Genomic DNA, 26,414 nt, shown 5'->3' with positions numbered 1-26,414 from the left:
ACAGGTCTTAGCGGGGTGCCCGGGGCAGGCCCAGTCCGGACATGGCGACAAGTTCGCGCTGCACGTCGTTGTTGCCGCCGCCGAAGGTGCCCACCACCGATGCCTGGTACTCGATGTCCAGCCGGCCGGCCAGCGGTGCTCCCGGGTCGTCGGCGGCGAGGTAGGCCCGCTCGCCGACGATCTGCATGAGCAGGCCGATGACGTCGAGGATGGCCTCGGTGCCGACCACTTTCGCACTGGAGGCCAGCGCGGGTGTCAGTTCGTCGCGGTTGAGCGCGTCCGCGACCCGCCAGCTATGCAGCTTCAGGGTTTCCATGCGGACGTAGGCGCGGGCCAGGAGCTGCCGTACCCAGTTCTCGTCGATGAGCCGCCCGCCGGTCGTGGGTTGCTCTCCGGCCCACTGGACCACGGAGTCGAACAGGCCGAAGATCCGGGCGCCCGCGGCGGCCATCGCGACCCGCTCGTGGTTGAGCTGGCTGGTGATCAGGCGCCAGCCGCCGCCCTCGTGCCCGACCAGGTTCGCGGCCGGCACCCGGACGTTGTCGTAGTGGGTGGAGGTGGTGCGGCGGATGCGCGCGGCGATGGTGTGCAGCGGCGCGACCGAGAATCCGGGTGCCGAGGTGGGCACGATGAAGATGGATAGACCGCGATGCTTGGGAGCGTCCGGGTCGGTGCGTGCCGCCAGCCAGATGTAGTCGGAGACCTCCGCGCCGGAGGTGAAGATCTTGGCGCCGTTGATGACGTACTCGTCGCCGTCGCGGTGCGCCCTGGTGGTCAACGACGCCAGATCGCTGCCCGCCTCCGGTTCGGTGTAGCCGATGGAGAACTCGATGTCGCCGCGCAGGATCGCGGGCAGGTACTCCTGTTGCTGCTGCGGGCTGCCGTAGCTCATCAGTGTCGGGCCCACCGTGTTCACCGAGATCATCGGATACGGAATGCCGGCGCGCTGTACCTCCTCGAAGAAGACGTACTGTTCCAGCGGAGTGCGACCCTGGCCGCCCACCTCGCGGGGCCAGCCGACGCCGAGCCAGCCGTCCGCGCCCAGCCGCCGCCGCAGCCGGCGGTACCACTCCCGCCGTACCTCGACCTCATCGCTGTCGGGCGCGGGCAGGTCGCGCCCGAGGAGGGCGAAATAGCGGCGGGACTCCTCGCGCAGGGCCAACTGCTCGCCGGTGTAGAAGATGTGCACGGGTACCTCGCTCGTCAGGCGCGTTTCGGGATCAGGCTGGCTCGCGGTACACCACACTAGTTAAGTGTCCTAAGTTTCTTGGACCATACCCAGGTCGACGTTGACCGTCAACACTTCCAGGTCGGCTCTTGACATGTGTGGCGGTAACCTTAATATTTGGATTCCTTACCAGTTGCCGTCGAGCCACCCTGCCCGTCAGTTGAGCGCGGGAGCGTGGCAAGAGAAAGGTTGACGATGGCGAACGCGGTGATCGTCGAGGCGGTCCGCAGCCCGATGACCAAACGGGGCAAGGAACTGGCCGGCGTGCATCCGGCCGAACTGCTCGGCCAGGTGCTCACCGCCCTGTTCGGCCGGACCGGCGTCGATCCGGCGCGGGTGGAGCAGCTATTCTGCGGCTGCGTGACACAGTCCGGGGAGCAGGCGTCCAACGTCGGCCGGACCGCCTGGCTCGCCGCCGGGCTGCCCACGACGACGGCAGCGACGGTGGTCAACTGCGCGTGCTCCTCCAGCCAGCAGGCGAACCACATCGTCGCCGGCCTCATCGAGGCGGGCGTCATCGACGTGGGCGTCGCCTGCGGGGTGGAGAGCATGAGCCGGGTCCCGCTGCTCGGCAACCGGATCGCGGGCGTGCACGCGCACCGCCCCCCGGGCTGGACGATCGACATGCCGGACCAGTTCGCGGCCGCCGAGCGGATCGCTCGGCATCGCGGCTTCGGGCGGGACGCGCTGGACGAGTTCGCGGTGCACTCGCACCGCAAGGCGCTGCGGGCCTGGGCGGAGGGACGGTTCGACCGTGAGGTGGTACCGGTTACCGTATCCACTGTGGACGGCCCGGTCCAGGTGACCCGGGACGGCATTCCACGGCCGACCGATCGCAGCACCCTCGCCGGCCTGGACCCGGTCCGGCCGGAGAGCCTGCACACCGCGGCCACCTCGGCGCCGGTGTCCGACGGGGCGTCGGCCGTCCTGTGGATGCGTGACGACCTCGCGGTCGCCTCGGGGCTGCGGCCACGGGCGCGCATCGTCAGCCAGGTTATGGTGGGTGCCGACCCGTTCTTCCACCTCGACGGCCCGGTCGCGGCGACCAGCGCCGTGCTGGACCGGGCCGGCATGACGATCGGTGACATCGACCTGTTCGAGATCAACGAAGCCTTCGCCGCGGTGCCGCTGTCCTGGGCCGGCGTGCACCGGCCCGATCTGGACCGGCTCAACGTCAACGGCGGCGGGCTCGCGCTGGGGCACCCGGTCGGCGCCACCGGAGCGCGGTTGATCGCCACCGCTCTGCACGAACTGGAGCGCCGCGACGCGAGTACCGCGCTCGTCTCGATGTGCGCGGGTTCGGCGCTCGCCTCGGCCACCATCATCGAGCGCCGGTAACGCTCCAGCCACCGACGGCCACGCACTGGGCCCCGGCCGTGACCGGGGCCCCGTGCGTCACCGTTCCCGGGTGTTCCACGAGTCGCTGGCCAGCGCCCGCAACTCGGTCGCCAGGTAGCCGTCCTCGACGGGGGTACGGGTGGCGAAGAGCGGCTCGAGCTCGCCGGCCAGCGACTCCGCGGTCCAGCCGGCCGCGCCCGCGTCGAAGCGGCGGTCCACGGCGGGCGCCTTGAGCAGCGCGATCATCCCGCCGTACACGACGAACACCTGGCCCGACACGCGAGCCGCGCGGGGTGAGGCCAGATAGGTCACCAGCGGCGTTACGCGCGCCGCGCCGAACGGGTCGTCCGGATCGCCGTCAGCCCGCTCGGTACCCGTCATCCGGGTGTTGGCACGGGGACAGATCGCGTTGGCCAGCACGCCGTACTTGGCGCAGGAGCGCGCGGTGGCCAGCGTGAGCGAAACGATGCCGGCCTTGGCCGCGGCGTAGTTCGGCTGGCCGGGCGAGCCGAGCAGGAACGCCTCGGACGCGGTGTTCACGATCCGTCCGTACGCGGGTTCCCCGGTGCGCCGGGCCAGCCGCCGCCAGTGGCTCGTGGCCCACCGGGAGGTGTTGAAGTGGCCGCGCAGGTGCACCCGGATGACCGCGTCCCAGTCGTCGACGGACATGTTGAAGATCATGCGGTCGCGCAGGATGCCGGCATTGTTGACCAGGATGTCCAGCGAGCCGTACGTCGAGACGGCGCACTCCACCAGTGCGCCCGCCGCGTCGAAGTCGCTGACGTCACCGGCGTGTGCGACGGCCTCACCGCCGAACTTCCGGATCTCGCTGACCACGCTCTCGGCACGGTTCTCGTCGGGCGCCCCGTCCAGCGCGACGCCGAGGTCGTTCACGACGACGAAGGCACCGGACCGCGCCAGGGCGATCGCCTCCGCCCGCCCCAGTCCGGTGCCGGCCCCGGTGACCACTGCGACCTTGCCCTCCAGCAGCACCTCACACACTCCGTTTCTGGCCCGCCGCCGGGCCGGGTCGCAACAGTCGTTCGCGTCCATGCCGGGCGAAGTCCGCCCGGATCCGCTCCCGCGCCGCCGCGTCGAGCGGCTGGTAGGCCCCGGCGCGCCGGGGACGCCACCACACCGGATCGGCGCATTCCCAGCACTGGGCCACCAGATCGCGGCGCAGCAGCTTGTTCGTCAACGTGGTGGGCAGGGTCCGGCTGACCCGGACGAAAGCGGGTGCCCACTTGGCGCCGAGGTCGGGCTGGCGGTCCAGCCACTCGGCGAAGTCGGTGCCGTCGAAGGCGTCCCGGGGAACCACCGCGATCATGACCTGGTCGCCGGCCGCCGGGTCCGGTACCGGGTACACCGCGGTTTCGGCGAAGCCCGGGTAGCGGGCGAGTGTCCGCTCGATCGGGGCGAGGGCGAGGTTCTCGCCGTCGACCCGTAGCCAGTCCCCGGCGCGGCCGGCGAAGTAGAAGTAACCGGCGGCGTCCCGGTACCCCAGGTCGCCGCTCCAGTACGAGCCGCCCCGTACCCGTTCGCGCATCGCGGCCTCGGCGCGGTAGTACCCCTCGAAGGTGCCGACGCCGCCGACGTTGACCAGCTCACCGACCGCCACGTCGGCGTTGCGGAGGTTGCCGTGCGCGTCGAACTCGGCGACCGGGCACTCCTGTTCGGTCGCCGGGTCGAGCACCTTGATGTTCCCGCGCGGCACGCCGACCGAGTTCGGCGGGGTTTCCGCCGTGCGGTTGAATCCGATGCCGCCCTCGGTGGTGCCGAAACCGTCGATGACCCGGCAACCGAAGCGCCTGCCGAACTCGGCGATGACGGAGTCCGGCGCCTCGTTGCCGTAGACCAGGCGCAGGGTGGTGGCGGCGTCGTCGGGGCGAGGCGCAGTGGCGAGGATGTACGACAGCGGCTTGCCCACATAGTTGCTGTAGGTCACGCCGTATCGGCGTACATCGTCACCGAAGGCGGAGGCCGAGAACCGTTCCCGTAGCACGACGGCGGCCCCGGCGACCATGGCCGGGGCCCAGCCCAGGATGAGCGAGTTGGAGTGGAACAGCGGCATGGCGACGTAGCAGACGTCGGCGGGGGCCAGCTCGACCAGGTCGACCACCCGGCGAGCCCGGCGCAGCAGACTGCCCTGGGTGCACCGCACGGCCTTCGGGCTGCCGGTGGTGCCGGAGGTGAAGACCAGACCGAACAGCGCCTCGGCGGAGGCCTGGTGGTGCGTGGGCGGCTCGGCCGGCCGGCCCGCGACGTCGGCCAGGTAGCCGGGGTCGGCGGCGTCGATCACCGGCACCGTCAGCTCCAGGCCGGCCAGCAGCGGAAGATACGACTCCTGGGTGATCACCACCGCGCAGTCGGTGTGCTCGATGTCGCGCGCCAGCTCCTGACCCCGGCGGGTCGGGTTCAGCCCCACCACCGTGGCGCCGGCCAACGCCGCGGCGCCGAGCAGGAAGGTGAACTCCGGGTAGTTGTCCATCAGGACGCCGATGTGCAACGGCCGGGGCGGGCGGTGCCGGGCGAGTATCCAGTGCGCCCGCTGGGCGCAGGCCGCCACGTACTGCGCCCAGGTCCAGTGGTCGTCGCGGTAGCGCAGTCCGTGGGCGTCGTCGAAGCGGCGGGCGAGCAGGGCGTCACGCAGGCTCGGCTGCTCGGGCGGTGCGGCGTGGGAGGTTGGAGGCATTGTGGTCCTGAGGTGTGTGTGGGGTCGGATGGGGGGCGGCACGTCAACCGGCGGTGACCTCGTCGACGAGGCCCCATGACAGGGCGGTCCGCGCGTCGAGGGTGTCGCCGGACAGCGCCAGGTACAGGGCTCGCCAGCGACCGATGCGGCGTGGAATGCTGACCGTGCCGCCGGCGCCCGGAATGAGGCCCATGCCGATCTCGGGGAGTCGGATGCGGGTGTCCGGCGCGGCCACGACCCGGCCGGCGAAGGCGGGGAGCTCGATGCCGGCGCCGACACAGAAGCCGTGCAGACGCACCTCCGTCCGGTCGGCCAGCCTGTGCAGCAGCCTGCCCGCTCCGGCCCTGGTCCGGATCAGGTGAGCGGTCGCCAGGTCGGGGGCGGTGCCGAATTCGTCGAGGTCCCCGCCCGAGCAGAACGACGGTCCCGCGCCGTCCAGCACGATGCGCTCGACACCGGCATCGACGTCGGCGATCCGGAGGGCCGCGACGAGTGCGTCTCGAACCTCTCGGCCGTACGCGTTGCGGCGCTCCGGGCGATGCAGGGTGATGCGCAACGCATCGCCGATGCGCTCGACGAGCACCGGCGGGTCGCCGGCCGGCGGCCGTGGCGGGCGGGGTCCGCGCCGTGCGAGCCACTGCTGAAACTCCGCGCCTCCCAGCAGCGTGGAGTACGCGAGCGATTCGGCGTCGAGGCCGATTGGCACAGGCAGCTCCGGGGCCCAGCGCAACAGCCCCGCGAGGGTCGTCGCGGCCGTCGGATGTGCCGTGGCGGCGGCGTGCAGGGCGGCGGCGGCGCTCACGGGTGACGGCACCCCGACGAGGGCACGATGCGATTCGCCCGCACCTGACGGACAAATGATCAGGTCCAGTGCCTCCAGCAGTGGCCGCAAAGCCGGGACGGGCCGGTTGTGCCTGGTGACACCGAGCAGAATCCGGTCGGATGGGCTCGGCACCTGGAACGGCGGCTCGGGTATCGGGCCGGCGTCGAGGTCCACGACGAGCAACGGATCGGTCAACTGCCCGTCCTGATCCAGCAACGGGGTCGCGAGCCGGTCCGCCAACGCGGCCGGAGCTTCCCATGGCCTCATGCTCATTCCACCGCATCGACGTTGGTAGGCCATGTGCCGCTGATGCCGGCCGCGGTCAGCCCGGCCACGCTCGAAGCCGACATGCCGAGCCAGTTGTGCAGCACCTCCTCGGTGTGCTGCCCGAGGGTCGGTGCCGGCCGCCGGTTCCACGGCTGACGGAAGGTGGTGGAGCGGAACGGAAGCCCGGGCACCGGATGCGTGCCGGCCACTTCGTGGGCCACCGGTTCGAAGAAGTGGCGGTGCTCGAACTGCGGGTGCCGCAGCGCCCTGCCGCTGCCGTCCACCCGAGCGGCCGGGACGCCGCCGGCGACCAGCCGTGCTACGGCGGTCGCGGCGTCGTGTCGCTGGCACCAGCCGGTGATGGCGGTGTCGATCCGTTCGCTCTCGGCGCGCCGGGCCTCGGCGGAGTCCCACCGCACGTCGAGCCAGTCGGGTCGGTGCAACTGCCGCGCGAGCGCTCGCCAGCCGTCCCGGTCCCGGACGCTGATGCTCACCCAGGCGCCGTCAGCGGTCGGGTACACGCCCTGCGGGCAGTGTCCGGGGTGGCCGTTGCCCAGCCGCTCCGGCAGCCGCCGTTCGAGCTGCCAGGCGAGCACCTGTCCGGCCGCCGCGATCACCGCGGGCTCCAGCATGGACACCTCCACGACGCCGGTGGCGGCTCCCCGGTCGCGGCCCTCCAACGCGGACAGGCACGCGAAGGCGGCGTGAATGCCGGCGAGCGGGTCACAGATGCCGCGCGGAGCCACCGGCGGTCCTTGCGGGTGCCCGGTGATCCAGGCCAGACCGCTGCACTGCTCGATCGTCTGCGCGAATGCCGTCCGGTCGCGCCACGGACCGTCCAGGCCGAACGCCGGCATCCGGACCACGGTCAGGCCGGGATTGCGAGCCCGGATCGCCGACCAGTCCAGCCCGAACGAGTCGAGTACGCGGGCCGAGAAGTTCTCGATGAGCACGTCGGCGTTGGCGGCAAGCTCCTGTAGCAGCTCACGACCACGGTCGGTCGTCAGGTCGAGGGTGATGCCGCGCTTGTTGGTGTTGAGCGCGAAGAACACCGGCGCCCTTTCCCACCATTGATGCGCGCCGGGATCGACGACGAACGAGTAGCGCATCCCGTCCGGGTGGCTGACGGACTCGACCTTCACCACATCGGCGCCGAACGCGGCCAGCAGGTGCGAGGCGGCCGGGCCGGCCCACCAGGCGGTGAGGTCGAGGACCCGCAGCCCGTCGAGATGCCCTGTGCCGTCAGGGTCCCCGGCGGCCACCGGGGCCGACGACTCCGGCCGGCCGCCGCCCTCCCGTGCACCGGCAGGCGGCTCGACCGGGTGGAAGCGGAAGGGCGCGCCCGGTTGTCTCAGCCCCGTGCCCGTGGGCTGGAAGAAGCCCCGGGCGTCGAGGTGTTCGTTGTCGAGCAGGGTGGCGCCGTTGCCGATGGGCGCCACCGGGATCCGCAACGCGGAGGCGGCGTCGATGACCTCCTCGCCGGTACGCGACTCCGTCCAGTCCTCGATGGCGCGCCGGACGCCGGCTGACCGCGCGGTCGGCATGCCCGCGTACGAGAGCGCCTCGTCGTCGGCGAGATCCGGCCGACCGATGAGGAGCATGAGATCCTGACGCTGGCGGGCGGAGATCGTGCAAAGCCCCACCCACCCGTCCTTCACCCGTTCGATGGCCGGGATCTGCAGGGACCGGTGCGGGAAGTCCTCGCCGGCCTTGCCCCACATGCTCGCGAGCGTGGGTCCGAGCGTGGTGAGGCCGAGGTTGGTGACCTCGAACAGCGACAGGTCCAGGTGGTCGCCCATACCGGTGCGCCGAGACTGCCGGACCGCGGCGACGGCGGCCGCGGCGGCATACGCGCCGGCGAGGAACTGTTCCATGTCCCCGCCGGCCATGACCGGAGGCAGCGATTCGTCGCCCCGCCAATAGGTCGATCCCGCCATCGCCTGGCGGATCGCGGACCCGCCGTCCCGGCCCGCCCACGGCCCGGACAGACCGAACTCGGTGACGGTGACGGCGGCGAGGCCCGGCCGGGCGGCGAAGGCGCCGGCCGCGTCGTACCCCGACCAGGTGGCACTGTCGATGACGACGTCGGCCCGGTCGATCGCAGCCGCGACCTCGTCATCGGCGATGATCTCCTTGCGGGCGTTCAACATCCGCGCGAGCGCGTCCCGCGCGGCGCTCGACGATCCGGTCCCACCGTCCTCGATGTGGATCGGCTGTCCGTGCGGGCGCAGCACGGTGGCCGCGGCGTCACGCAGCAACCGGGCACAGTACGCCCCGGCCAGGTTGTCGCAGAGGTCGAGGACCACGACGCCGCTGAGCAGGTGGCCGGCCGGCGGGGAGGCGTTCACGGCGTGCCTTCCGGGGTTCGTGGTCGGGCGGTGGCGATGTAGGCACCGGGGGGGATGTGCGGGTCGTCTGCGTCGTCCTGCGCCCGGATGAGCACCGGCTGCCCGATGGCCGGGCGGGGCAGCGAGGCGTCCACGTGTGCGAGCACCCTCGGGCCCTCGTCGAGCTCGACGAGGACGGTGGCGTAAGGCACCCGGTCCCCGGCGGACGCGCGCATGGGCTGGTGCGTGACCGTGAACGAGAAGACGACACCGTGTCCGCTCAACGGCCGGTCGAGGATCTCGTGCGCGGCGTCGGCGGGGCAGCGTGCGGGCGCCACGACGAACCACCGACGGCAGGCTGTGCAGCATGCCATGGCGACGGCGGGTGGTGGAACCTGGCTCATCCGCGGTCTCCTCGCTTCAGCACGGCGATGCTTCCGTCTCCCAGGTCTCCCCAACCGGTGACGGCCCCGATGCTGGCGCCGGCCACCTGGCGCGGCCCGGCCTCGTGCCGAAGCTGGACGACGGCCTCGACCACGTGGTTGAGGCCCAGGGCGTGGGCCTGCGAGAGCAGCCCGCCGTGCGTGTTGACCGGCAGCCGGCCACCCAGCTCGGTCGCGCCGCTGAGCACGAACTCCCCACCGGCTCCGCGCCGGCAGAAGCCCGCCTCCTCGAGCTGCTGGATCACCTCGAAGGTGAAGCAGTCGTAGACCTGCGCGAAGTCCATCTCCTCGGGGCCGGCGCCGGCCATCGTCCAGGCTCTGGGCGCGGCTTCGGTGAGCCCGATCTCGAAGAAGTCGGTCCGGTTGTACATGTCCAGCGGATCCGACGGCCGGCCGTCGGTACACGCGGCGACGAGGACGGGATGGTGCCCGTCGAGCCGGCGGGCGCGTTCGGCCGACACCAGCACGAGGGCCGCCCCGGCGTCGGTCTCCAGGCAGCAGTCCAGCAGGCGGTACGGCTCGGCGATCCAGCGTGAGGAAAAGTAGTCCTCGAGCGTGAGGGGTCTGGTCATGACGGCGTTGGGGTGGGCGGACGCGTGTCGGCGGGTCGTGACCGCCACCTGGCCCAGCGCCTCGGGCGGGGTACCGAACTCGTGCATGTGCCGTCGCGCCATCTGGGCGTAGACCTGGGCGGGAGCGTGAACCCCGTTGGGTCCGTACCGGTCGCGCACCGCCCGGCGGTACGGCGTGGAGGCGTCCACGTCGCTCAGCGAGCGGGCCCGCCGCCCGGAGTATCCGGCCCAGCCGACCGCGACGAGCATCACCTCGGCCGCGCCCGCGGCGATGGCGGCCGCCGCGTAGCCGACCGCCGCGACCGGACTCGCTCCGCCGAGATTCACCTGGACGGCGTACCGCACCCGGTCGAGCCCCAGGTTGACGATCAGATCCTCGGCGCTGGGTCCCATGTACGGCGCGATGAGCCCGTCCACCTGGTGCCGTGGAATGCCGGCGTCGGCCAGCGCGGCCAGCGACGCGTCCACCGCGAGCGAGGTGTCCGTGGCTCGCGGGTCGGCCCCGCGGCAGTAGCGGGTCTCGCCCACGCCGGCGATGGCCGTCGCGTCGGCGAAGGACTCGGTGACCGTCATGGCTACCGTCCTCGGTAGGCCGGCGGGCGCTTCTCGGCGAAGGCTCTCGGCCCCTCCTTGGCGTCCTCCGTGCGCAGGATCGGGCCGGAGATGTAGTACTCGAGCTCGAACGGTGTCTCCAGTTGCATCGCCCGCACGGCGATCTCCTTCGCCGCCTGCACGGCCAGCGGAGCGTTCGCCGCGATCGTTCGGGCCAGTGCCAGCGACTCGTCCAGGAGGCGTTCGGGCTCGACGATCCGGTTGATGAGCCCGACCTCGAGCGCGCGCTGCGCGGAGATGGGCCGGCCGGTCAGCAGGATCTCCATGGCGACCGCCCACGGGATCTGACGCGGCAGCCGCACGTGCGAGCCGCCGCCGGGAGTGATGCCCCAGCGCACCTCGCCCAGCCCGAAGGTCGCGTGCGGCACCGCCAGGCGAAGGTCGGTGCCCTGCATCATCTCGAGTCCGCCCGCGATGCACAGGCCGTTGACGGCCGTGATGATCGGCTTGTAGATGTCGGAGAAGAACCGCTTGGTGATGTCCGCGAAGTGGCGCGGGCCGCCGTCGGTCAGCGCGCCGACGGTCTTGGACAGATCGGCGCCGGCGCAGAACGCACGCTCTCCGGCACCGGTCAGCACCGCGACCCGAAGGCCGGGGTCGGTGCGGAACCGCTCGAACGCCTCCATCATCTCGTGGAACATCTCGGGCGTGTAGGCGTTCAGCTTTTCCGGCCGGTCCAGCGTGATGATCGCCACCTCGCCGTCGCGATCCATCCGCACACGGCCTGCTTCTTCGTCAACCATGGATTCCCGCTTCCCGCTGCTACAAAGGGCGCTTAAAGGTTAGGTACCCTATGCTGTGTCCGTCAAGGAGATCACCTCGGCGGCTGCTCAGCGGCCCGCGCGACGGTCCGGAAGCGGGCCACGCGATCCGCCGAGCCGCTGCGCGGGAATGCGGTTGCCGGCCACGAACGTGGCGCGTACCCGAACCTCACCCGGCTGTCGCAGGGCGTCGGCCAGCGGTCGGTCCAGCAGGCACAGGTCCGCCGGTGCGCCGGGCTCGACCGTTCGCCCGCGGCCCAGGCGGAGCGGATCCACGGTGAACAAGGCGAGCGCCCGGGCGCCGGTCAGGCGTTCCGACGCTCCCAGGCACCGGCCGTGCGATGTGCTCCGGTGCTGCGCGGCGGCCATCGCCGCCCACGGGTCGACGCCACCGAAGGGTGCGTCGGTGCCACCGGCCACGGTGATCCCGGCGGTGTCCAGGCTGCGCGCACGGTAGAGCACCGCGAGATCGTCGCGATCGACCCGGTGGACGTATTCTTCGCCGCGCTCGGCGACGAAGTTCGGTTGGGTGACCACGGCGACCTCGTGCGCGCGGAGCCACGCGTCGTACTCCCGCGGGATCACCCCGCCGTGCTCGAGCCGGTCGCCGGCCCGTGCGCCGGCCCGATCGAGCGCCGCTACGGCCAGAACGGTCTCCGTCCGGGTCGTGCAGTGGATCGCGACGTTGCGCCCCCGCGCATGGCACTGGCCGATCCGGGCGGCCATGGCGTCGAGGTCGGGCGGATTCCACTCGTCGATGACCATCTTGCGGGGGCCCAGCAGGTCGGCCGGGCAGTCGGCGTCGCCGGCGCCCAGCAACAGCAGCCGTTGCGGGAGCGTGCCGTTCGCGTGCGACTCGGCGAGGTGCCGAGCGGCCGCACCGTCCAGGTCCGGTGTCGCGTCGGTCACGCCGGTCACGCCGTGTGCCGCGAGCAGGCGGGCCACCCGGGCCAGGTCGGGAAACCCGGCGGAGCCGTCGCGCAGCAGCGCGTCGCCACGCACGAGGATGCCGTCACGGGGCACCTCCGGGTGCCGGCGGAGTGCGGCGCTGTTGAGCACCCAGACGCCGCCGGTGCGGTACTGTACGCGCACCGGGCGGTCGGGCAGCATGCGGTCGAGTGCCGCCGCGTCGAGCGGACCGGCTATCGAGTCGTCGTAGCCGACGACACGCAATGTGCCGCCCCGCGGTGCGGTGCGGAGCAACCGTGCGAACGTGTCGGCGTCGGTGGTCGCCCGGCAGTCCACGGAGTCGAGCGCGGCGGCCAGCGCCATGAGGTGGATGTGGTTGTCGTGCAGTCCCGGCAGGAGCGCGCCGCCCCGGCCGTCGACGGCGTCGGGGTCGTCGCCGGCGAGACGCGGGCCGATGCGGACCACGGTGCCGTTCTCGACCCGGACGTCGACCTCCGGCTCGCCGTTGACCTCGACGTCCCGGAGGGTCAGGTGGCTCACTGCGCCCACCGAGGTTCGCCGTTGTGTTCGCCGGGTTCGGGTGCCCGGCCAGGATGCGGCCGTGACGCCGGTGCGGCGACGTCGACGGAGTGGCCTGCGACGTGCACCCGCCAGGAGTCGGCCCCGGTGTGCGTGATGCCGTACGGCGGCTGCGGGCGGCGGCAGGGCCGCACGACGTGGCGGCAACACTCCTCGAGCGTGAGCTGGGCGTGGTGCCCGCCACCGAGCAGGCGGGAGGTGACGGTCGCGATCGCCGCGTAGAGCCCGGTGACCGGGTCGGCGAGCGCGTCGGCGCAGAACTTCGGTTCCGGCCCGGGTATGACGGCACCGGCCGCGACGGCGGCGTCGTCACCGAACGCCGGTGCGTCGGGCGGTGATCGGTACCCGGAGATGGACATCCAGGTGAGCGTCGGATTCGCCGCGAAGAACGCCGCTCGGCTCAGGCCCAGGTTGGTCAGGGCGCGGGGGCGGGACGATTCCAGCACGACGTCGGCCGATGCGATGAGTCCGGCGAGCTGCCGGCGGCCGGAGGCCTGACGCAGGTCGAGAGTGACGCTGCGGTGGGGGCCGTGCAGCACGTCGTAGAAGCCGCCGGCGGCGTGGCGCGCACCGTCGAGCCGGTCGACGGACTCCACCTTGACGACGTCGGCCCCGGCGCGGGCCAGCAGGCCGGCGCAGAGCGGCCCCGCCCACAGCGCGGTCAGGTCGACGACCCGCGCGATCCGCCCGGCCGGCCGGGCGTCCCCGCCGCGCGGGACCAGCCGCCATGGCGTGCCGGTTCCGGCGCCCGGGTCGGTGGCGCCGTGCCGGGTCCCGAGCGCCGCCGCCGGAATCCCGAGCCCCCGGGCGCGGTGGACCAGGTCGTCGACACGGCGGTCGCGCAGCCGGGCCGCGATCAGCGGCCAGAGGTGGGCGGTGTCGAGGTCGTGCAGGGCCGGGTCGGCGAGCCAGGCCGGTACCAGTTCGGCGTCGGAGGCCCGCGCCAGGTTCACCGCCAGCCAGCCGTCTCCGGCGCCGACGATGCGGCAGGAGCCGCCGACGGACTCCTGCCCGGCGCGTCGCCGGCCGGTCCACGCCGCGCGTTCGGCGAGCAACTGGGCGCCGGGGACGCCGGTGCGCCGCCCCCACAGCTCGCTGAGCACCGACCACCACGCGGTGGCGGCATTGATCCGGTTGGCGATCGGCGCCTCGGGTGCCGCCGGTGGACCGCCCGCCGGGCCGGTGAGCGCCATCGCCCCACTGGCGGCCCAGGCGGCCACGGGAGCGAGGTTCTCGACGACGGCCGCCGCGCGCGCCGCGCGGCCGGTGTCGGTCACCTCGACGAGGGTGACCGGCGCCCGGGGGAGAGCGACGGCGATGGTGTGCATGCCGGAGGCGCGGGCCAGGCTCACCAGTTCGTCGAATTCCGGGCCGTCGCCTTCGATCCTGGCGGCCAGCTTCCTGGTCGGTGCGACGTCACGCATCGAGGTACCTGGTGCGCCGCGGGCGGGACAGGTTCATCACCGGCTCCCTTGACTAGTACGGACACCTAACGTTAAATACCCCTACTGATTTCGACAAGGTCGTCCGGCGACCGGGGCGGGACATCCACGAACGGGGTCACAACATGCTGTCTGCGCTGCTCGAGGCCGCGGCCGCGATCGACGCCGATCGCGAGGTGCTGCGCGACCACACCGGCCCGGTCACCCTGGCCGGTCTGCTGCGCCGGGCCGCTTCGGGAGCGAGCCGGCTCGCCGGGAGCGACGCGTGCCTGTTCCTCGGCGTCAACGGTCCGGCCGTGCCCATGACGCTGTTCGCGTGTTGCGCCGCGGCGGTGCCGTTCGTCCCGCTCAACTACCGGCTGACCGACGCCGCCCTGGCCGAGTTGGTCGCGCGGTTCGAGCGGCCGATGGTCATCGCCGATCCGGAACAGGCCCACCGCCTTCGTGCCGACGTCGACACCACGGGATGGCTCGATCTGCTGGCCACCGCTACCGGCGCGGAGGCACCCGCCGGCCGCGCCGACGGCGACGAGGTCGCCGTCATCCTGTTCACCAGTGGTACCACCGCCGCGCCCAAGGCCGTGCCGCTGCGCCACGCCAACCTGGCCTCGTACGTGCTCAACTCCGTCGAACTGGTCGGCGCCGCACCCGACGAGGTCAGCCTGGTGAGTGTCCCGCCGTACCACGTGGCGGGGGTGGGTTCGGCGCTGACCAATCCGCTCAGCGGGCGGCGCCTGGCGTACCTGCCGCGGTTCGATCCGGGGGAGTGGCTGGCCACCTGCCGACGCGAAGGGGTGACCTCCGCCATGGTGGTGCCGACCATGCTGGCTCGCATCCTGGGACACCTGGACGGGCGCGATCCCGAGGTACCGACGCTGCGCCACCTCGCGTACGGCGGAGCGCGGATGTCGCCCGAGACGATCCGGGCAGCCCTGGCCGCGTTCCCGCACACCGGCATGACCAACGCCTACGGGCTGACCGAGACGAGTTCCACCCTGACCCTGCTCACCCCCGAGGACCATCGGGCGGCGGTGCGATCCCCGGACGGGTCCGTCGCCCGGCGGCTGGGCAGCGTCGGGCGGCCCCTGCCGGGCGTCGAGTTCCAGGTACGCGGCCCGGACGGCACCGTACTCCCGGCGGACGTACCCGGCGAGCTGTGGGTGCGCGGTCCGCAGGTCAGCGGCGAATACGTCGGCCAGGGCACGGCGCTGGACGCCGAGGGCTGGTTCAACACCCGTGACGGTGGCTTCCTCGACGCCGACGGGTACGTGTTCGTCCAGGGCAGGCTCGACGACACCATCATCCGGGGCGGTGAGAACATCGCGCCCGCCGAGGTCGAGGATGTGCTCACCGCGCACCCGGCGGTCCGCGACGCGGCCGTGCTGGGACTGCCCGACCCCGAGTGGGGCGAACGTATCGTCGCCGCCGTGATCGCCCGCGCCGGCGCGGTCTCCGCCGCCGAGCTGATCGACTGGTGCCGGGCTCGGCTGCGCTCCTCGCGCACCCCCGACGAGGTGGTGTTCGTCGACGAACTCCCGTACAGCCCCACAGGCAAGCTGGTCCGCCGCGACCTCGCGGCGGCACTCACCCGCACGTCGTCAAGGAGTTGAGCATGTTCACCATCGGTACCCGCCTGCACAGCCAGGTCGACGGTGGGGAGGTCATCGTCGTACGCGCCGACGGCGTGACCGAGCCGCTGCGCTGTGCCGGGCTGCCCATGACCGGCGAGGCCGCCGATGGTGGTGCGGTACCGGAGGATGCGCCGACGCTGCTGCTCGGTAAGCGGTACGAGCTCGTCGACGAGGTGCTGCGCATCGAGGTGCTGGTGACCAGGCCGGGCGCCGGGCCGCTCAGCTACGCCGGCCGCGACCTCACCCTGCGTCCGACCAAGCCGTTGCCGTCGAGCGACTGATCCCCCGGGAGCTTCCATGACCGACGAGAACCCCGTCCGATACGAGCGGCGCGATGCCATGGCCGTGGTGACCATGAACCGGCCGGCCTTCGGCAACGCCCAGAACTCCGCGATGACGTACGCACTCGACGACGCGTTCAGCCGGGCGGTCGACGACGACGACGTCGCCGTCATCGTGCTGGCCGGCGCCGGCAAGCACTTCTCCGCCGGGCACGACATCGGCACCCCCGGCCGCGACGTCGGCGTCGAGTACCCCAGGCGGGCCGCGATCCTGCCCACCCACGTGGGCCGGGCCGGCGCCGACGGCCGGCTGACCCGCGAGGCCGAGGTGTACCTCGGGATGTGCCGGCGCTGGCGGGCGATACCCAAGCCGACGATCGCCATGGTCCAGGGAGCGTGCATCGCCGGCGGCCTGATGCTCGCGTGGAGCTGCGACCTCATCGTCGCCGCCGAGGACGCGTTCTTCTGCGACCCCGTGGTCACCATGGGAATCCCCGGGGTCGAGTACTTCGCGCATCCGTGGGTGATGGGCCCCCGGATGGCCAAGGAGTTCCTCTACACCGGCCGCCGAGTCGGTGCGGCCGAGGCCAAGGAACTCGGGATGGTCAACCGGGTGGTCGAGCCCGAACGCCTGGAAGAGGAGACGTTCAGGCTCGCCGGAAGCATCGCCGGCAAACCGGCGTTCGGGCTGGCGCTGGCCAAGAAGGCGGTCAACCAGTGCGAGGATCTGATGGGTCTGCACGCCGGAATCGACTCCGTGTTCGGGCTGCACCACGTGGCGCACGCGCACAACGCCGAGGTGTCGAGCGACTCCCTGGCCGGGTTCGACCCGAAGGCCATGCGGGACAGCGTCCGGAACGGCCGGGCATGAACCTGACCGTGTCCGCGCAGCGGCAGGCCCGGCGCCGCGAAGCGCGCGCCTGGCTGCGCGAACACGTGCCGATGCAACCACTTCCATCGATGGATACCGAGGCCGGCGCGGCGCTGCACCGGGCCTGGGAGCGGACCCTGGCCGGCAGCGGCTGGTCGGTGGTGCGGTGGCCGCAGCGGTACGGCGGTCGCGACTACGACCTCGTCGACTGGCTGTTGTTCGAGGAGGAGTACCACGCGGCCGGCGCGCCGGCCCGGATCAACCACAACGGCCTGACCCTGCTCGGCTCGACCCTGCTGGAGCACGGCACCGAGGAGCAGCGCGCCCGGGTGCTGCCGGCGATGGTGGCCGGTGACGTCGTCTGGGCACAGGCATGGTCCGAACCCGGCGCCGGCAGCGACCTGGCCGGCGTCGCCTGCCGGGCCGATCCGGTTCCCGGGGGTTTCGCGCTGCACGGGCAGAAGATCTGGAGTTCCCGCGCCGTGGTGGCCGACCGGGGCTTCGGCCTGTTCCGCTCCGGTCCGCCCGGACGCGGTCATCGTGGCCTGACGTACCTCATGTTCACGCTCGACAGCCCCGACGTCACTGTCCGCCCGATCCGCCGGATCGACGGTGAGCCGGTGTTCGCCGAGATCTTCTTCGACGGCCTGTTCGTCCCCGAGTCCGACGTCATCGGGGAACCGGGCCACGGCTGGCGGATCGCGATGTCCGCCGCCGGCCACGAGCGCGGGGTCAGCCTGCGCAGTCCCGGCCGGTTCCTGGCGGTGGCCGACCAACTCGTCGCGCTGTGGCGCCGGCTGGACGAGCCGCGTCGGCTCAGCCACCGGTACGCGGTGCAGACAGCATGGTCGATGGCGCAGGCGTACCGGCTGCACGGGTACGCGTCGGCCGCCGGCACGGAGCCGGCGTACTCGGCCAGCATGACCAAGCCGTACTGGTCGGAACTGGATCTGCTGTTGCACGAGACGGCCATGGCGATCCTCGACGACCTCCCCGGCGCGACCGAACCGGACCGGGAGACGTGGCGGCAGGGGCTGCTGTTCGCACTGGCCGGGCCGATCTACGCCGGCACCAACGAGATCCAGCGGACCATCGTGGCCGAACGACTGCTCGGCCTGCCGAGGGGATGACATGGACTTCGCATTCACCGCCGAACAGCGCGCGATGGCCGGCACCGTGCGCGACATCGTCGCCGCCACGCCGGACACCGCGGAACCCTGGGCGGCGATCACCGGTATCGGCCTGCCCGGCCTGCTCGTCCCCGAGGAACTCGGCGGGCTCGGCCTGGGCATGGTCGAGGGCATCGCCGCCGTCGAGGAGCTCGGCCGTCGGGCAACCCGGTTCCCGTGGGTCGCCGCCGTGATCACCGGCCCGCTGCTCGCCACCGCCGTGCCCGAACTGCTGCCCGACGTGCTGACCGGGGCGCACCGGCTCGGCTGCGCCCATGCCGGCCTCGTGCTCGACGCCGACCTGGTGAGCAGCGTGCTCGTGGTCGACGGGCACCGGCTGGGCGTCGTGCCCGCGGCCGCCGCCGCCCCGTTCGCCCGGCGCGATCTGCTCGGACGACCGCGCTGGTGGACCGTCTCCGCGACCGCGTGGACGGACCTGCCGGCCGGCACGGCCGTGGACGCCTTGGCCTGCGCCCGTACCGCCACGGCGGCATACCTGATCGGTACCGGCGCGGCCGCGCTCGCGCTCGCCGTCGAGCATGCCCGGACCCGCGAACAGTTCGGCGTGGCCATCGGTTCGTTCCAGGCGGTCAAGCATCAGCTCGCCGACGCACACACCGCCTTGGCGATGGCCCGGCCGTTGGTGGCCGGCGCGGCGGTGGCACGCGACACCGGCATCGGGTCGGCCGGCCGGGACGCCTGCGTCGCCGTGCTCGCCGCCGGTGCGGCGGCCGAACGGGCTGCCCGGGTGGCGTTGCAGGTGCACGGCGCCATCGGCTACACCGACGAGTGCGCCGTCGGGGCACTGCTCGCACAGGTGCTCGTGGCCGCCCCGGCATGGGGCTCCGAGAGCGCGCTGCGCGACGAACTGGCGCGAGCCATGGCCACCGAGGGTCGGCTGGTGCCGGTGGGCGGTGCCGGCCGTGACTGATCCGCTGCCCCGCGAGTACACCCCGCGCACCGTCCCGGCCCTGCTCCGGAAGCGGGCGGCCGACCTGGGCGACCGGCCCGCCGTGTCCGGCCGCGACGGTGCGGGCTATCGCACCCTGAGCTACACCGAGCTCGACACGGCGTCGTCCCGGCTGGCCGGCGGGCTGCTCGCCGCCGGCGTGGCGGCACCCGGTGCGCCGGTCGCATGGGCGATCGGCAACGACCACGGTATCGCCGGACTCGTCCTTTACCATGCTGTCCTCAAGGCCGGCGCGGTCAACGTGCCGATGAGTCCCCGGTTGTCGCCGGTGGAGGTCGCGGGCCTGCTCGATCACTGCGGCGCCGAAACCCTGGTGGTGGCCGGTGACGCCGCGCCGGTGCCCGGAGTCCGGACCGTCGCCGTCGCCGAACTCGCGGAACACGCCGGTCCCGGGCCCGCGCACCGGGCCGACGAGATCGATCTCGCCGCCGTGCTCTACACCTCGGGTACCACCGGGCTGCCCAAGGGCGTCGAGCACACGCACGCGTCGTCGCTGGCGGCCGGGATCGCCTGGGCCGACTGCTTCCGGCTCACCGGCGACGACGTGTTGCAGAGCCCGTTTCCGGTGGTCAGCGGCGCTGGGCTGCACTTCAACGCGATGTCCTGCCTCTGGGCCGGCGGCCACGTCGTCGTCGACGAACCGGTGCTGCCCGGCTGCCTGGAACGCATCGAACAGTTCGGCGCCACCGTGTACGTCGCGGTCCCGAGCATCTACCAGTACTGGCTGGCGTACGACGGGCTCGCCGACCACGACCTCGGTTCGCTACGGCTGCTCGACTACGGCGGCGCGAGTATGGCCACCTCGGTCATCGAACGGCTGAGCGAGCGGCTGCCCGGGGTCGGATTCATGCAGACGTACGGGTTCACCGAGGCCGGGCCGGGCGGCACCTACCTGCCCGCCGAGTACACCCGGCACCGACCGGGGTCGATCGGGGCACGCGCGGCCGGTCGGGCCAGCCGGTTCCGGGTCGTCGACGACGCGGGACGGGAGGTCGTCGCGGGCGTGCCCGGCGAGCTGCAATTCCGTGGCCCGTCGGTGATGCGCGGATACCATCGCGATCCCGAGGCCACCGCCTCGGTGTTCGTGGACGGCTGGATCCGCTCCGGTGACATCGTGCGCTTCGACGACGAGGGTTTCCTGTACTTCGTCGACCGGCGCCGCGAACTGATCGTCCGGGGCGGGTACAACATCGCTCCGGCCGAGATCGAGCACGCGTTGCTGCGGCATCCCGACGTGCTGGAAGCAGCCGTGTTCGGCGTTTCGCACGAGGCCCTGGGCGAGGTGCCGGTCGCCGCCGTCGTCCTGCGCCCCGGTGCGCCGGCCACGGAGCTGTCCATTGTTGAGTACTGCCGCACGGTGCTCGCCGACTTCAAGGCACCCCGCGTGGTGCGTCTGGTCGACGAGCTGCCCAAGAACGCGGCCGGAAAGACGCTCAAGAACGTGCTCAGGGAGTCCCTCGCATGAATATCGACGTGTGTAATGACCTGGGGATCGAGTACCCCCTCTTCGCGTTCAGCCACTGCCGCGATGTGGTCGCGGCGGTGAGCCGGGCCGGTGGCATGGGCGTGCTGGGCGTGTCCCGGCACTCCGCCGCCGAGCTGGCGGTGGACCTGGCCTGGATCAAGACCGAGTGCCGGGGCCGCCCGTTCGGCGTCGACCTCATCTTCCCGTCCACCGCTGTCCCGCCGGCCGTCGACGACACCGCGCTGCCCGCCGAACAGGTGCGCTTCGTCCGGGAACTCGTCGGCCGCTTCGAAGTACCGCCGCCGGCCGACACGGACAGTGCCCGGCTCTACTCCGCGCACAAGCTGACCACCGACAACTTCGTGGAGCTGGCCGAGGTGTCGCTCGCCGCCGACATCTCGCTCCTGGTCTCCGCGCTCGGCTCGCCGCCGGCATCGGTGGCACAAGCGGCTCGGTCACAGGGCGTGCGCCTGGGCGCGCTGGTGGGTAGCCCGCGCCACGCGGAAAAGCAGGTCGAGGCGGGGATGGACATCCTGATCGCCCAGGGCCACGAGGCCGGCGGGCACGTCGGGAAGATCTCCTCGATGGTCCTGGTACCTCAGGTGGTCGACGTGGCCGGCGGGCGACCGGTCCTGGCCGCCGGCGGCATCGCGGACGGCCGGCAGATGGCGGCGGCCATGGCGTTGGGCGCGCAGGGCGTCTGGCTGGGCTCGGTGTGGCTGACAACCCCGGAGAGCGACCTGCAACCGGGCCTGGTCAGGCGGCTGCTCGCCGCGACGTCGGCCGACACCGTGGTGTCCCGGTCGTACTCCGGGAAGCCGGCCCGGCTGCTGCGTACCCCGTGGGTCGACGCATGGGAGGGCAGGGGCGCGCCGGCCGCGTTGCCCACACCGCTGCAGGGCCAGCTCGTCCGGGACGCGATGACCAGCGCGGTGGAGCACGGCATCGACGACGTTCTCGGCACGCCGGTGGGCCAGGTGGTCGGGATGATGAACCGACAGGAGACCTGCGCCGGCATCGTCAACCGGATCATGGCGGAGTTCGTCGACGCCGGCGAACGGGTCGCCGGCCTGCTGTCCGCCTAGCGCGGTATCCACCAACATCGACCCGCTCCCCCTCCCCCCCTTTGCCGATCTTGCAGTTGTGGTGCCCGAACACTCCCTGAATGCCCGGTTTGTTGGGCACCACAACTGCAAGATCGATGCGTAACAAGCCTGCGCGCGGGCCTGCGGTGCCATCGGGCACGGCCTGCCGCGCCGACACCACCGAATCCGCCGTGGACGCCGATCTGACCCGCCGCGGTCACGCCGTCATCGAGCAGGGGCCTCGCCGACGTCATCGACGGCCCGCTGGTCCCCTCGCCTCCGGCCGGTGCGCCGCGAGCGCCGCCCGGCCGGAGCCTGGCCAGGTTTATTCAGTGTGAAGTCGGCCGACTCGTTGACGAAAAATCGACGTTGATTAAGGTCAGCGTAGCCCCAGGGCAGGCAGGACGCCACGAGCGAAGAACCTGCCACGCAGCACGCATGTTTCATCCCACCCCTGCGCAGCGGGACCCTTCCCCCTTCTCCGAGTGGCTTCGGCTGCCCGCTATCCCCACTCTTCACAAGAGGAACCGATGCAGATTCCGCTACCGCCCAGAATCAGACGGAGACGAACAACAGTTCTCGCCTCGGCCACCACCGGACTGGTCGTCGCGGCGCTGTTGACGGCTGGATCGCAAGCCAGCGCGCGGATCGAGCCCGACCGGGCGACGATGTCCGCGCCGGAACCCGTCGCCCAGGTTGCCCAACTGTCCGAGCGAGGCACCACCACCGGCCGTACCGACATCAGCGGGGCGGGCGGGCAGGCGCGTGCCGCGGCCCCGCAAACCGTGTGCCGGCAGGGGGCCGAATGGCTCCGCCTGCGGTTCACCGAGCTGTCGCTGCGGGGTGAGGACACCGTCACCGTGTCCGGTGTCGCCGGTGGCAGCTTCACCTTCACCGGTCGGCACTGGCCAGGAAAGGCGTTCCACACTCGCGCTTTCGCCGGTGAGTGTGTGCAGATCAGTCCGAGCCTTGCCGATCCGGCCAGCCGCTACCGCATCGACGCGTTCCAGTCGGGCAGTCAACCCTTGGCCGCCGCGAGCGTGACGGTGGCGGCGGCGGGTGACATCTGCGGCACCGCCTGCAACCAGACCGACGATGTGGTGACGGCGATGAACCCGACCGCCGTGATCACCGCCGGTGACAACGCGTACGACAGCGGCACCCTGTCGGAGTACAACAGCAACTACCACCCGAACTGGGGGAAGTTCAACAACATCGTCCATCCCTCGCCGGGTAACCACGAGTACCGCACGTCGGGCGCGGCGGGCTACTTCGACTACTACAACGGCAACGGCGTCCAGACCGGCGCACGCGACCAGGGCTACTACAGCTTCGACGTGGGTGACTGGCACTTCGTCTCGCTCAACTCCAACGTCAGCGTCTCGGCCGGTTCCCCGCAGGTGACCTGGCTGAAGAACGACCTCGCCACCAACACCAAGCCGTGCACCGCGGCCTACTGGCACCACCCGCGCTTCTCCAGCGGCGATCACGGTGACAACAGCGGCATGGGAGTCCTGTACAGCGCACTGTACGACGCCAAGGCCGATCTCATCATCAACGGCCACGACCACCACTACGAGCGCTTCGCCCCGGCCCGCGCCGACGGCACCCGCGACGACGCCAACGGTGTGCGGCAGTTCGTGATCGGCACCGGTGGCCGGGCGCTGTACTCGGCCACCACGCGGTCCGCCGGACCGTCCGAGGTGTTCAACAACAACACCTTCGGCGTGGGGAAGATGACGCTGACGGCCACCGGCTACACCGTGGAGTTCGTGCCGGTCGCCGGCCGCACCTTCACCGACCGGGTCACCGGCACGTGCCGGAAGGCCAGCACCGCCCCGGACTTCGGGGTCACCACGGACCCCACGGCGGTGACGCTCAGGCAGGGCGGCAGCACCACGACCTCGGTGCGGGTGTCCAGCACCGGCGGCTTCTCCGCCGCGACCGCGCTGTCGGTCTCGGGCCTGCCCGCCGGAGTGACGGCGACGCTGAACCCGACCTCGGTCACCCCGCCGGCGAACGGCAGTGCGACCTCGACGCTCACCCTGACCGCCTCGTCGTCGGCGAATGCCGGCACCAGCACCGCGACCATCACCGCCACCTCGGGGGCCGTTACCCGCACCGCAAACCTTCAGGTGACGGTCACCGGCGGCACGGCCGCCTTCTCCGACGACTTCGAGTCGGACAAGGGATGGACGGTCAACCCGGCCGGTACGGACACCGCTACCGCCGGTCGGCTCCAGCGCGGCGACCCGGACCAGACGGTTTCCACCTACAGTAACCAGGTCAAGCAGCTCGGCACCGTCACCAGCGGCGTCAACTGCCTGGTCACCGGGGCAGCGGCAGGAGCCGCATACGGATCCAACGACCTCGACGGCGGCGTGACGTCGATTCGGTCGCCGCAGATCGTGGTTCCCGCCGGGACGGCGAAGCTGAGCTTCGCCTACAGCGTCGCCCACGGTGACAACTCCGGCTCCGATGACTACCTGCGGGTACGGATCGTGGACGGCACCACGGTGACCACCGTGTTCGAGAAGGTCGGCGCGGCGGCCGAGGTCGCCGGCGCGTGGCGGAACGCCACGGTGGACCTCGGGGCGTGGGCCGGCAGGACCATCCGTATCCAGGTGGAGGCGGCTGACGCCGGCACCGCCAGCCTCTTCGAGGCCCAGGTCGACGACCTGAGCATCACCAACTGATCCCGGGCCCGGCCGGCGCGTGTGCACGCGCCGGCCGGGCCTGCCTGGCAACCGAAAGTCACGCGTGATGTATCTGGCAACCACCCGCAGCACCGACGCCTCCCGACCCTCCGGCACCGCGGCACGCGCCGTGCCGCCGACCATCCTCGGACTCGGCCTGGTCAGCCTGGTCACCGACGTGTCTGCGGAGATGGTCACCGCGGTGCTGCCGCTGTACCTCGTCTACGGTGTCGGTGCCGGCTTTCTGCAACTCGGCATGATCGAGGGGCTGTACGCGACCGCCACCGCCGTGTTGCGCGTGGCGGGCGGATACGTCGCGGATCGGCTCGGCCGGCTCAAGGCGGTGGCCACGGTGGGCTACGCGCTGTCCGCCGTGGCCAAGTTGGGGCTGCCCCTGGCCGGCGGGTCGCTGGCCGGACTGGGGGCGGTGCTCACCGTCGACCGGGCCGGCAAGGGCATCCGCACCGGCCCGCGCGACGCGATGATCACCATGGCCGCTCCCGCCGACCGGCTCGGCCGGGCGTTCGGGGTCCACCGGGCGATGGACACCACGGGTGCGATGCTCGGCCCCCTGGCCGCCGCCGGGCTGGTGGCCCTCGCGGTCGGGTACGACGCGGTCTTCGTGACCAGCTTCAGCCTCGGCATCGTGGGTGTGTTGATCCTGCTGTTCTTCGTGCGCGTGCCCGCGGTCGTCGCGGCCCCCCGGCACCGGCTCGCGCCCCGCGTCGTGCTGTCCGTGCTCAACCTACCGGCGGTGCGCCGCACCTGGCTGGCCGCCGGCCTGCTCGGGCTGTTCACCGTCGGCGACATGGTCCTGTACGTCGCGATCCAGCAGCGGGCCGCCCTGCCCACCGCCGTCCTGCCGCTGCTCCCGCTGGCCACCGCGATCACCTTCCTGGCCGCCGCCGCGCCGGTCGGTCGTCTGGCCGACCGCTGGGGCCGCTGGCGGATCTTCCTCGCCGGCCACGGCCTCCTGCTCGCGGCGTACCTGCTCGTCGGGTTCACGACGATCGGCTGGCCGGCTGCCGTGCTCGCCCTCGGCCTGCACGGACTGTTCTACGCCGCGACCGACGGCGTGCTGATGGCCCACGTCGGGCCGCTGATACCGGAAGCGCTGCGGGCGACCGGGCTGGCGGCCGTGCAAACCGTCCAAACGCTTGCCCGGGCGGCCGGCGCGGTCGGCTTCGGCGCGACGTTGCAAGCCGCCGGACCACAGTGGGCGTTTGCCGTCCTGGCCGTCGTCCTCGGCCTCGCCATCATCGTCGGCGCCGCACCGCGACGCCAGGGAGACACCCCATGACCACCAGATCCCGCCTGTTCGGTGCTCTCCTGATCGCCCTGGTCCTGGTCGGCGCCACCGGCTACACCGGCTGGCGCTGGGCCGGCGCGAAGCACGCCCAGGGCGCGGCACCCCTGGATCTCGACCGCCCCGGCACCCTCCTCTACGTCGACGACCGGGACGGGCGGACCCGCCAGGTCTCCCGGAACGACCCGGAACGGGTGGTCGGTGTCGGCCCGGCCTGCGTGCGTACCTATGCCGCAGGTGGCACCCTCGCCTGCCTGCGCGCGTCGACCGTTCCCGGCGGGTACGAGGCCGCCATCTTCTCCGGCGGTTCGGCACAGCCGACCGTGCTCGACCTCTGGGGCACACCCAGCCGGACCCGGGTCTCCGCCTCCGGCCGGTTGGTGGCCTGGACCGTGTTCCGCTCCGGAGACTCGTATCTCGCCGGCGGCGCATTCTCCACGACAGCCGGTGTCTACGATCTGGCCACCCGGCAGCACTACGGATCCCTGGAAGACTTCACCGCCGTCGTGGACGGCCGGACGTTCACCGCCGAGAACCGCAACTTCTGGGGCATCACCTTCGCCAAGGACGACCGCACCTTCTACGCGACGATGGCGTCCGGTGAGCGGACCTGGCTGATGCGCGGCGACCTGGACGCGCGACGGCTGGAAGCGGTAAGGGACAACGTCGAGTGCCCGTCGCTGTCCCCGAACGGTGATCGACTGGCGTACAAGAAGCGCGTCGACAACCGGTGGCGCCTGCACGTGCTCCACCTCGACACAGGAGTGGACACCGCGCTCGCCGAGACCAACCACATCGACGACCAGCCGGCCTGGCTCGACCCGGACACCATCGCTTACGCCCAGCCGGTGGACGGTCACCCCGCCATCTTCACGGTCCCCGCCGACGGCAGCGGGCAGCCCCGGCGGCTCCGCGGCGGTTCGTCCCCCGGCGCGCCTCGGTGACCG

Annotated in this window: 21 protein-coding genes; 11 read left to right on the top strand and 10 right to left on the bottom strand. The window is 72.1% G+C overall.

Annotated features, from left to right (window positions below; genetic code table 11):
* Positions 1–7: 7 nt before the first annotated feature.
* On the bottom strand, positions 8–1,189 hold the full coding sequence (locus Drose_RS24940) for an acyl-CoA dehydrogenase family protein (protein ID WP_260723736.1): 1,182 nt from the start codon (positions 1,187–1,189) through the stop codon (positions 8–10).
* A 234-nt stretch (positions 1,190–1,423) separates the two neighbouring features.
* Here Drose_RS24940 and Drose_RS24935 point away from each other — a divergent pair, with 234 nt between their 5' ends.
* Positions 1,424–2,566, top strand: coding sequence for a steroid 3-ketoacyl-CoA thiolase (locus tag Drose_RS24935; protein ID WP_260723735.1), 1,143 nt, complete (start codon positions 1,424–1,426; stop codon positions 2,564–2,566).
* 57 nt (positions 2,567–2,623) lie between these two features.
* On the opposite strand, the gene Drose_RS24930 is transcribed toward Drose_RS24935, so the two are convergent.
* The 9 genes from Drose_RS24930 to Drose_RS24890 form a co-directional block, all read right to left on the bottom strand.
* The gene (locus tag Drose_RS24930; protein ID WP_260723734.1) at positions 2,624–3,559 is read right to left on the bottom strand and encodes an SDR family NAD(P)-dependent oxidoreductase; all 936 of its coding nucleotides are present in this window, start codon (positions 3,557–3,559) and stop codon (positions 2,624–2,626) included.
* A 1-nt stretch (position 3,560) separates the two neighbouring features.
* On the bottom strand, positions 3,561–5,258 hold the full coding sequence (locus tag Drose_RS24925) for an AMP-binding protein (protein ID WP_260723733.1): 1,698 nt from the start codon (positions 5,256–5,258) through the stop codon (positions 3,561–3,563).
* Between the two features lie 43 nt (positions 5,259–5,301).
* Positions 5,302–6,348, bottom strand: a complete 1,047-nt coding sequence (locus Drose_RS24920) for an enoyl-CoA hydratase/isomerase family protein (RefSeq protein ID WP_260723732.1) — start codon at positions 6,346–6,348, stop codon at positions 5,302–5,304.
* 2 nt (positions 6,349–6,350) lie between these two features.
* On the bottom strand, positions 6,351–8,696 hold the full coding sequence (locus tag Drose_RS24915) for a CoA transferase (RefSeq protein ID WP_260723731.1): 2,346 nt from the start codon (positions 8,694–8,696) through the stop codon (positions 6,351–6,353).
* On the bottom strand, positions 8,693–9,079 hold the full coding sequence (locus Drose_RS24910; RefSeq protein ID WP_260723730.1) for a Zn-ribbon domain-containing OB-fold protein: 387 nt from the start codon (positions 9,077–9,079) through the stop codon (positions 8,693–8,695). The genes Drose_RS24915 and Drose_RS24910 overlap by 4 nt, the downstream gene beginning before the upstream one ends.
* Complete coding sequence (locus Drose_RS24905; RefSeq protein ID WP_260723729.1) at positions 9,076–10,263, bottom strand: thiolase family protein; 1,188 nt, start codon at positions 10,261–10,263, stop codon at positions 9,076–9,078. Before Drose_RS24905 ends, Drose_RS24910 begins: the two co-directional genes overlap by 4 nt.
* Before the next feature lie 2 nt (positions 10,264–10,265).
* On the bottom strand, positions 10,266–11,015 hold the full coding sequence (locus Drose_RS24900) for an enoyl-CoA hydratase/isomerase family protein (protein ID WP_260723728.1): 750 nt from the start codon (positions 11,013–11,015) through the stop codon (positions 10,266–10,268).
* A 117-nt stretch (positions 11,016–11,132) separates the two neighbouring features.
* On the bottom strand, positions 11,133–12,512 hold the full coding sequence (locus Drose_RS24895; protein WP_260723727.1) for an amidohydrolase family protein: 1,380 nt from the start codon (positions 12,510–12,512) through the stop codon (positions 11,133–11,135).
* Entirely contained in the window at positions 12,509–13,975 is a 1,467-nt protein-coding gene (locus tag Drose_RS24890) for a CoA transferase (protein ID WP_260723726.1), read from the bottom strand. The genes Drose_RS24895 and Drose_RS24890 overlap by 4 nt, the downstream gene beginning before the upstream one ends.
* A gap of 143 nt (positions 13,976–14,118) precedes the next feature.
* Here Drose_RS24890 and Drose_RS24885 point away from each other — a divergent pair, with 143 nt between their 5' ends.
* The 10 genes from Drose_RS24885 (at position 14,119) to Drose_RS24840 (ending at position 26,411) form a co-directional block, all read left to right on the top strand.
* Complete coding sequence (locus Drose_RS24885; RefSeq protein ID WP_260723725.1) at positions 14,119–15,603, top strand: class I adenylate-forming enzyme family protein; 1,485 nt, start codon at positions 14,119–14,121, stop codon at positions 15,601–15,603.
* A gap of 2 nt (positions 15,604–15,605) precedes the next feature.
* Positions 15,606–15,905: a hypothetical protein gene (locus Drose_RS24880; RefSeq protein WP_260723724.1), complete on the top strand. Its 300-nt coding sequence runs from the start codon at positions 15,606–15,608 to the stop codon at positions 15,903–15,905.
* Positions 15,906–15,921: 16 nt separating this feature from the next.
* On the top strand, positions 15,922–16,776 hold the full coding sequence (locus tag Drose_RS24875; RefSeq protein WP_260723723.1) for an enoyl-CoA hydratase: 855 nt from the start codon (positions 15,922–15,924) through the stop codon (positions 16,774–16,776).
* Positions 16,773–17,906 carry an acyl-CoA dehydrogenase family protein gene (locus tag Drose_RS24870; RefSeq protein ID WP_260723722.1) on the top strand — a complete coding sequence of 378 codons (1,134 nt, stop codon included), beginning with the start codon at positions 16,773–16,775 and terminating at the stop codon, positions 17,904–17,906. Before Drose_RS24875 ends, Drose_RS24870 begins: the two co-directional genes overlap by 4 nt.
* Position 17,907: 1 nt before the next feature.
* On the top strand, positions 17,908–18,876 hold the full coding sequence (locus Drose_RS24865; RefSeq protein WP_260723721.1) for an acyl-CoA dehydrogenase: 969 nt from the start codon (positions 17,908–17,910) through the stop codon (positions 18,874–18,876).
* Positions 18,869–20,380, top strand: coding sequence for a class I adenylate-forming enzyme family protein (locus tag Drose_RS24860; protein WP_260723720.1), 1,512 nt, complete (start codon positions 18,869–18,871; stop codon positions 20,378–20,380). Before Drose_RS24865 ends, Drose_RS24860 begins: the two co-directional genes overlap by 8 nt.
* The gene (locus Drose_RS24855) at positions 20,377–21,465 is read left to right on the top strand and encodes an NAD(P)H-dependent flavin oxidoreductase (protein WP_260723719.1); all 1,089 of its coding nucleotides are present in this window, start codon (positions 20,377–20,379) and stop codon (positions 21,463–21,465) included. The genes Drose_RS24860 and Drose_RS24855 overlap by 4 nt, the downstream gene beginning before the upstream one ends.
* Before the next feature lie 668 nt (positions 21,466–22,133).
* On the top strand, positions 22,134–24,161 hold the full coding sequence (locus tag Drose_RS24850; RefSeq protein ID WP_260723718.1) for a metallophosphoesterase: 2,028 nt from the start codon (positions 22,134–22,136) through the stop codon (positions 24,159–24,161).
* A gap of 67 nt (positions 24,162–24,228) precedes the next feature.
* The gene (locus Drose_RS24845; protein WP_260723717.1) at positions 24,229–25,461 is read left to right on the top strand and encodes an MFS transporter; all 1,233 of its coding nucleotides are present in this window, start codon (positions 24,229–24,231) and stop codon (positions 25,459–25,461) included.
* Positions 25,458–26,411: a TolB family protein gene (locus Drose_RS24840; RefSeq protein ID WP_260723716.1), complete on the top strand. Its 954-nt coding sequence runs from the start codon at positions 25,458–25,460 to the stop codon at positions 26,409–26,411. Before Drose_RS24845 ends, Drose_RS24840 begins: the two co-directional genes overlap by 4 nt.
* Positions 26,412–26,414 lie beyond the last annotated feature (3 nt).

It is taken from the genome of Dactylosporangium roseum, assembly GCF_025264685.1.
GTDB lineage: Bacteria > Actinomycetota > Actinomycetes > Mycobacteriales > Micromonosporaceae > Dactylosporangium > Dactylosporangium roseum.
Note: the sequence above shows the minus strand (reverse complement) of the source record. Positions and strands in the feature narration are given on the sequence as shown.

What these genes read in the sequence shown, in the direction of transcription:
- Drose_RS24935 (WP_260723735.1), top strand. Translation starts at nt 1,424, where the DNA reads ATGGCGAACGCGGTGATCGTCGAGGCGGTCCGCAGCCCGATGACCAAA.
- Drose_RS24925 (WP_260723733.1), bottom strand. Translation starts at nt 5,258, where the DNA reads ATGCCTCCAACCTCCCACGCCGCACCGCCCGAGCAGCCGAGCCTGCGT.
- Drose_RS24920 (WP_260723732.1), bottom strand. Translation starts at nt 6,348, where the DNA reads ATGAGGCCATGGGAAGCTCCGGCCGCGTTGGCGGACCGGCTCGCGACC.
- Drose_RS24910 (WP_260723730.1), bottom strand. Translation starts at nt 9,079, where the DNA reads ATGAGCCAGGTTCCACCACCCGCCGTCGCCATGGCATGCTGCACAGCC.
- Drose_RS24905 (WP_260723729.1), bottom strand. Translation starts at nt 10,263, where the DNA reads ATGACGGTCACCGAGTCCTTCGCCGACGCGACGGCCATCGCCGGCGTG.
- Drose_RS24900 (WP_260723728.1), bottom strand. Translation starts at nt 11,015, where the DNA reads ATGGATCGCGACGGCGAGGTGGCGATCATCACGCTGGACCGGCCGGAA.
- Drose_RS24890 (WP_260723726.1), bottom strand. Translation starts at nt 13,975, where the DNA reads ATGCGTGACGTCGCACCGACCAGGAAGCTGGCCGCCAGGATCGAAGGC.
- Drose_RS24885 (WP_260723725.1), top strand. Translation starts at nt 14,119, where the DNA reads ATGCTGTCTGCGCTGCTCGAGGCCGCGGCCGCGATCGACGCCGATCGC.
- Drose_RS24880 (WP_260723724.1), top strand. Translation starts at nt 15,606, where the DNA reads ATGTTCACCATCGGTACCCGCCTGCACAGCCAGGTCGACGGTGGGGAG.
- Drose_RS24875 (WP_260723723.1), top strand. Translation starts at nt 15,922, where the DNA reads ATGACCGACGAGAACCCCGTCCGATACGAGCGGCGCGATGCCATGGCC.
- Drose_RS24870 (WP_260723722.1), top strand. Translation starts at nt 16,773, where the DNA reads ATGAACCTGACCGTGTCCGCGCAGCGGCAGGCCCGGCGCCGCGAAGCG.
- Drose_RS24865 (WP_260723721.1), top strand. Translation starts at nt 17,908, where the DNA reads ATGGACTTCGCATTCACCGCCGAACAGCGCGCGATGGCCGGCACCGTG.
- Drose_RS24855 (WP_260723719.1), top strand. Translation starts at nt 20,377, where the DNA reads ATGAATATCGACGTGTGTAATGACCTGGGGATCGAGTACCCCCTCTTC.
- Drose_RS24850 (WP_260723718.1), top strand. Translation starts at nt 22,134, where the DNA reads ATGTCCGCGCCGGAACCCGTCGCCCAGGTTGCCCAACTGTCCGAGCGA.
- Drose_RS24845 (WP_260723717.1), top strand. Translation starts at nt 24,229, where the DNA reads ATGTATCTGGCAACCACCCGCAGCACCGACGCCTCCCGACCCTCCGGC.
- Drose_RS24840 (WP_260723716.1), top strand. Translation starts at nt 25,458, where the DNA reads ATGACCACCAGATCCCGCCTGTTCGGTGCTCTCCTGATCGCCCTGGTC.